This is a genomic window from Nonomuraea basaltis (assembly GCF_005893125.1).
In the GTDB taxonomy this organism is placed as follows: domain Bacteria; phylum Actinomycetota; class Actinomycetes; order Streptosporangiales; family Streptosporangiaceae; genus Nonomuraea; species Nonomuraea basaltis.
The window spans coordinates 1-6,877 of record NZ_VCJS01000390.1 but is presented as its reverse complement, the minus strand read 5'-3'; the positions used below and the strand labels follow the sequence as shown (position 1 = coordinate 6,877).

Here is a 6,877-nt window from a genome sequence, read left to right as displayed (position 1 = left end):
TCTCGAATCCCACCTCGTGCTCCCTACCTCTTTTTTTTTTACAAGCAGAAGACGGCATACGAGCTGTCTTAGGGTCTCGTGGGCTCCGAGACGTGTATAAGAGACAGCTTCCCGTGGGGTAGGGCTCAGGGGCGATCGGGGTCTGCGTGATGGGGGGCTGCGGCGCCGCCCCGGCCAGGGCCGCCGCCAGGTCCAGGCGCGGCGTGGTGACCTGCGTGCCGTTGGCCTCGTACACGTACGGCCTGCCGGTCGTCTTCAGCGTGTTGATCAGGTCGGCCATCGGCGTCTGCGGCGAGACCGCCTTCATCAGGGCCAGCGCCCCGGCCACGTGCGGCGTGGCCATCGACGTGCCGCTGTACGCGGTCGTCTGGTTGTCCGGCACCGCCGACTCGATCTCCACGCCCGGCGCGAACAGGTCCACCAGCGCGCCCCGGTTCGAGAAGTCGGCGATCGCGTCGACGCCGTCGTTCGCCCCGACGGCCACCGCCGAGGAGATGCACGCCGGGTACGACGCCCCCTCGAAGAACTCGTTCCCCGCGGCCACCACGGTCGCGACGCCCTTGGCCAGCAGCGCGTCGATCTTCGGCTTGAAGATCGCGCCCTCCTCGCCGCCGTCGCACTCGGTCTCGGACAGCGAGCCGCCCAGGCTCAGGTTCACCGCCGCGACCGGCTCGCTCAGCCCGGCCACGTAGTCCATAGCCAGCCGCAGCGACGACTCGAACGCCAGCAGGCACGCCGGCTCACCGCAGATGTCCTCGTCGTTGACCCTGCTGAACACCTGCACTGCCACGATCTTCGCGCCCGGCGCCACGCCCCCGGTGCCGGCCGCGATGCCCGCGACGTGGGTGCCGTGGTCGCACAGGTTCACGCTGTCGGCCAGGCACTTCGCCGTCATGGCGTCGGCCGCGCCCGCGCCCGTCATCTCTGTCTGCCCGTTCGGGCACAGTGACTCGACGCCGCTCTCCACGGCCGAGAAGCACGCCTCGGCCACGATCCGGTCGCCGAACCACGGGTGGTCGCGGTCGATGCCGGTGTCCAGCACCGCCACCGCCTGGCCCGCCCCGGTGAGGCCCTTGGCGTGCGCCTGGTCGGCGCCGATCAGCTTGAGGTTGGGGGCGACGTCCACGGGCGTGTACGTCCGGTCCCGGTGGATCGAGGTGACCCGCGGGTCCTCGGCCAGCTTCGCCAGCTCCTCGGCGGTGCCCTCGACGACCATGAACGACTGGTTCTGCGGCTGCAGCAGCACGTCCACGCTCTCGGCCGCCGCCTGGCTCGCCACGGGCGCGTTCTGGGCGGGGTCGGTCAGCTCGACGATGGCCCTCTCGGTGCCGCCGTCGGTGCCTAAGCCGTCCTCGACCTTGTCCTGGGAGGCGCTGGGCGAGGGGGTGGGAGTCGGTGTCGGGTCGTCTGCGAAGGCCGGGCCCGCAAGGGGCATCAGGGCCAGAGCGATCGAGCACACGATCAGGTGGCGAAGTCGCACGCGTCTTCCTCCGAGGGGGATGATCTCGGAGTTTAGGGCGATTTTCCGGGCAGGCACAGGCCTCTGACCCGTTTCTCACCGAACTTTCAGCGGGCGCCCGTCAAATATTCAGCGCTGTGGACCCGTAACCTGCCGGTCAACCAGGCCCCGCCGGTCCCTGGGCGTCAGTACGCCGGATACGCGCCAGGGACGGCGGGAGCGGCGTCGGCGGCGGCTGCCGAGCGGTGCTCTTCCTGGGCATCGGTGATCTTGCGGATGACGAAGATCGCGAGCACGGCGGCGACCAGCAGCAGTCCGATGCTCACCACGTCGAACCGCGCGGCCCCGGCCAGGGGTTCCAGCTCCTCGGCGTCGTTCAGCATGCGCGCGCCCACGTTCGATGTCCAGCTGCCGATCAGCCAGGCCGCCCACCAGGCGTGGAGCAGGCCCTTCGGCGGCGAGGGGGTAGGGGCGGAGGCGTCGTAGACGTCGTCCACGATCTGCTTCGGGAACCAGAACGAGATGATCGGCACCACCCAGCCGAAGATCAGCCAGGGCATGGCCCGCCGGTGCCCGTCCGGCGAGAGGATCTCGGCGTTCGCCCGGACCCTGAACAGCCAGACCAGGAAGGCCGCGATCGCGACGACGTACGTGACGACCTCCAGGATGCCGGACAACCCGAAGACGACGTCGCCCGCGGTGATCTCCGACTCCGGCACGGAGTCGGGGTCGGCGATCACGCGGTCGAGGAGCGCCGCGTACCAGAGATCGATGACCGCGGCGACGATGCCGGCGAGCGAGTCGCAGACCAGTGCCACCACCGCGAAGATCGCGACACCCCGGACCGGGCGCAACGGCTGGGGCGGCGGTGGGTAGCCCTCGTGCGGGTAGGCGGGGGGTGGCGGGTACATGGCTCGGACCTTTCTGGCGGGCTTGACGAGCGGCGCACCAGTATGTCGGGCCAAGAGCCGGGAAACGATCAGTTATTCATCCCGGCATCATCCCGTGATGAAGCCGGGATTTTGCACTTTCTGTGATTGTCTCGGTGAAAGCGGGCAGTGCCTGGGGTGTACGGCCGTCTTAGGGCAAGGTTGGGAGCATGCCGATGAGGACAGAGCTCGATCGCCTGGCGGGTGGGGCACATCACGATCCGCACTCCGTACTTGGAGCGCACCCCGGGGCCGGCGGTGTGGTCTTCCGCGCGCTGCGCCCGCTCGCCGAGCAGGTCAGGGTGGTGCTGGAGGACGGAACAGCCCACGACATGAAACACCAGGCCCACGGGGTGTTCGAGGTCATGGTCCCGGGCCTGGACAAGGTGCCCGACTACACGCTGAGCGTCAAATACGCCGGCGCGGAGCCGTACGAGGTCCGCGACCCCTACCGGCATTGGCCCACGCTGGGCGAGGTGGACCTGCACCTCATCGGTGAAGGACGGCATGAGCGACTGTGGGAGGCGCTCGGCGCGCGTGTGATGGAGCACCAGGACGTCGAGGGCACGGCGTTCTCCGTCTGGGCGCCGAACGCGCGCGGCATCAGGGTCGTCGGCGACTTCAACCTCTGGGACGGCACCGCCTACCCGATGCGGTCGCTGGGCCGTTCGGGAGTGTGGGAGCTGTTCGTGCCCGGGATCGAGCCGGGTGAGCGGTACAAGTACCAGATCCTCGGCGCCGACGGGATGTGGCGGGACAAGGCCGACCCGATGGCCAGGCGGACCGAGGTGCCGCCCTTGACGGCCTCCGTGGTGGAGCGGTCCGACTACACCTGGGAGGACGGCACGTGGATGGCCGATCGGCCGGAGAGGCGTCCGCTGGCCGAGCCGATGAGCGTGTACGAAGTGCATCTGGGGTCGTGGCGGCCCGGGCTGACCTACGTGGAGCTGGCCGACCAGCTCTCCGATTACGTCGCCGACCTGGGGTTCACGCACGTGGAGCTGCTGCCGGTGGCCGAGCATCCGTTCGGCGGGTCGTGGGGCTACCAGGTGACGTCGTACTACGCGCCGACGGCCAGGTTCGGCACCCCTGACGAGTTCCGCCACTTCGTGGACCGGATGCACCAGCACGGCATCGGCGTGCTGCTGGACTGGGTGCCGGCGCACTTCCCGATGGACGACTGGGCGCTGGCGCGCTTCGACGGCACGCCGCTCTACGAGCACGCCGACCCGGCCAGGGGCGAGCATCCGGACTGGGGCACGTACGTCTTCGACTTCGGCCGCAGGGAGGTGCGTAACTTCCTGGTCGCGAACGCTCTCTACTGGCTGAAGGAGTTCCACATCGACGGGCTGCGGGTGGACGCGGTGGCGTCGATGCTCTACCTGGACTACTCGCGGCGGGAGGGCGAGTGGACGCCGAACGTCTACGGCGGCAGGGAGAACCTCGACGCGGTCGAGTTCCTCAAGGAGATGAACGCGGTGACCTACCGCGAGGCGCCGGGCATCACGACCGTGGCGGAGGAGTCGACGGCCTGGCCTGGGGTGTCGCGGCCGGTGCACCTGGGCGGGCTCGGGTTCGGGTTCAAGTGGAACATGGGCTGGATGCACGACACGCTCGAGTACCTGCGCCATGAGCCGATCTTCCGGCAGTACCACCATCACCAGATGACGTTCTCGCTGCTGTACGCGTACTCAGAGAACTACATGCTGCCGCTGTCCCACGACGAGGTCGTGCACGGCAAGGGGTCGCTGCTCGGCAAGATGCCGGGGGACGAATGGCAGCGGTTCGCGCAGCTGCGGGCGCTGCTGGCGTTCATGTGGGCGCATCCCGGCAAGCAGCTGCTGTTCATGGGCGGCGAGTTCGGCCAGGGCTCGGAGTGGTCGGAGGAGCGCGGGCTGGACTGGTGGGTGCTGGAGTTCGACGGGCACAAGGGCGTGCAGCGGCTGGTCCGCGACCTGAACAGGCTCTACAAAGAGACTCCGGCACTGTGGGAGCAGGACACCTCGCCCGACGGGTTCCGGTGGATCGACGCCGACGACTCGGCGGGGAACACGTTCTCGTTCGTCCGCTACGCGGCCGACGGGTCGGCGGTGGCGTGCGTGGTCAACTTCAGCGGCGCGGCGCACGAGAGCTACCGGCTCGGGCTGCCGTACTCCGGGCGGTGGGAAGAGGTCGTCAACACCGACGCGTACGACTACTGGGGCAGCGGCGTGGGGAACATGGGGGAGGTCGAGGCGGTCGTCGAGGCCTGCCACGGGCTGCCGTACTCCACCATGCTGAGGGTGCCGCCGCTGGGCGCCGTCTGGCTCACGCACGAGGGGACGCGATAAACAACCTCGGCCTCCGGTTTTCCAGCGGCTGGGCCGCGCCCCGCGACATGGCCGCCGCGGTGCCGTCCCGGCCGAGGGCGGCCTGCACCGTGGCCGTGATCCGGTCGACGTCGCGCCGCTCACCATCTGGCAGCGGCGCGCCCACGGACGCTCTGAGCGCCGCCGCCCGGCCCAGCAGCGACCCCGCCTCCTCGTGCCGCCCGGCGAGCGCCTGGGCGCCCGCCAGCCCCTCCAGCGCCAGTGCGGTGGCGCGCGGGTCTCCGACCTTGCGGGCCGCCGCCAGGCCCTGCAGCTGCAGCTCCAGCGCGGCCGCCGCGTCGCCCCGCTGCTCGGCGACGAACCCGAGCTCGGCCAGGATCAGCGCGGCCCCGGGCTCACCGGCCACGTCCCTGACCCACTCCAGCCACCTGCGCAGCCGCCGCTCGGCCTCGTCCAGCCGCCCCTGCCGCCGGGCCCCGAGCGCGAGCCCGAGTTCGGCGAACTCCTCGGCGGGACGGTTCGACTGCGCCACCGCCAGCCGCCTGGCCCGTTCGTGGTAGTCGTCGGCCGCCGCGTCGTCGCCCGTCAGCATGGCGATCCTGCCCAGCCGCGACAGCGCGTCGGACACCGAGCTCCACAACCCGAGCTCCTCGGCCATCCGCAGGCCCTCCACGCGCAGCGTGGCGGCCCGCTCGTAGTCGCCGGTGATCTCGGCGAGCGTGCTGAGGTTCTCCGCGGCCCGCATCTCGCCCCACCGGTCGCCGACCTCCCTGAACAGGGTCAATCCCTGCTCACCGTCCCGCCGCAGCGCGTCCAGGTCGCCGCGCATGGCGGCGTATCTGGCCAGTACGTTCAGCGCCGCGGCCGTGCCCCAGGTGTCGCCCAGCTCGCGGAAGACCTCCAGCGCGCGCCGTACAAGGCCGGCGCTCGCCATCAGGTCGTCGTACCCGAACAACGCGAACCCGGCGAACCATCTCGCCCTGGCCCGGCGGAGAGGGTCCTCAATGGCCTCGAACAGCGGGTCGTCCAGCACCCGGGGCTGCCCGCCCAACATCCGCAACCCAGCCAGCCACACCTCGGCCTCCGCCGCACCGGAAGCCTTCGCCGCACCGGAAGCCGTCGTTGAGATGGACAGGGCCGTTTCCAGCGCCCGCTGGCCCTCGCCCAGCTTGCCGCGCAGCACCCAATACCAGGCCATCGCGTTGACCAACCGCACCGCCTCGCCGGCCGCGCCCAGCCGTACCGCCGTATCCAGCGCCACCCTCAGGTTGGCGCTCTCGGCGTCGAGCTGCGCGAGCGTGCGCCGCTGCTCGTGTCCCCGAAGGTACGGCTCAGCCCGCTCGGCCAGGGCGGCGTAGTAGCGGACGTGCCGCAGCCTGATCAGGTCGTGCTCGCCCGCCTCGCCCAGCCGCTCCTGGCAGTAGGCCGCGACCGACTCCAGCAGCCGATACCTCGGCCCCGACACCCGCACCACCAGCGACCGGTCCACCAGCCTGGCCAGCAGGTCGAGCACGTCCACGCCCGGTTCGGCGCACACCTCCTCGGCCGCCTCCAGCGTGCACCCGTCAGCGTGCACGGCCAGCCGCCGCAGCACGACCCGCTCGGCTTCGCTCAGCAGCTCCCAGCTCCAGTCGATCACCGCCCGCAACGTCTGTTGCCTGGCGGGGGCGCCCCGCCGGCCCGAGGCGAGCAGCCTGAACCGGTCGTCGAGCCGGTCGGCGAGCTGGCGCGGGGTCAGCGCCCGCATCCTGGTCGCGGCCAGCTCCAGCGCCAGCGGGAGGCCGTCGAGCCTGGCACAGATCTCCGCCACGTCCGCGTCCGGCTCGATGCCCGCCCGTGCCGCGAACAGCTCCACGGCCGCCCCCGAATCCAGCGGCGGCACACTCCACAGCGTCTCGCCCTCGATCCGCAGCGACTCCTGGCTGGTGGCCAGGATCCGCAGCCGGGGCGCGGCCCTCAGGAGCCGGGCGGCCAGCGCGGCGACCTGCTCGACGACGTGCTCGCAGTTGTCGAGAACGAGCAGCGTCTCCTTCCCCTCCAACGCGGCCGCCAGCCGATCGACCATGGAGTCGGCCACGTCGTCCCGCAACCCGAGGACGCCGGCGATCGCCTCCGCCACCTCGACGACCCCGGCCCGTGGCCCCAGCACCGCCATCTCAACCAGCCACACACCCCCGCCA

At 70.9% G+C, this 6,877-nt stretch carries 4 protein-coding genes; 1 reads left to right on the top strand and 3 read right to left on the bottom strand.

Features of this window, described 5'->3' with window-relative positions:
• Both EJK15_RS66305 and EJK15_RS66300 read right to left on the bottom strand, forming a co-directional pair.
• The coding region (locus EJK15_RS66305; RefSeq protein WP_171075378.1) for a S8 family peptidase at positions 1-1,480 on the bottom strand (1,480 nt) is incomplete at its 3' end.
• A gap of 164 nt (positions 1,481-1,644) precedes the next feature.
• Positions 1,645-2,370: a DUF4328 domain-containing protein gene (locus tag EJK15_RS66300; protein WP_138720439.1), complete on the bottom strand. Its 726-nt coding sequence runs from the start codon at positions 2,368-2,370 to the stop codon at positions 1,645-1,647.
• Between the two features lie 194 nt (positions 2,371-2,564).
• Between EJK15_RS66300 and glgB the strand changes: the two genes are divergently transcribed.
• Positions 2,565-4,718, top strand: coding sequence for a 1,4-alpha-glucan branching protein GlgB (gene glgB, locus EJK15_RS66295; RefSeq protein ID WP_138720438.1), 2,154 nt, complete (start codon positions 2,565-2,567; stop codon positions 4,716-4,718).
• Here the strand turns inward: glgB and EJK15_RS66290 are convergent.
• The coding region (locus tag EJK15_RS66290; RefSeq protein WP_420847188.1) for an ATP-binding protein at positions 4,696-6,877 on the bottom strand (2,182 nt) is incomplete at its 5' end. The genes glgB and EJK15_RS66290 overlap by 23 nt on opposite strands.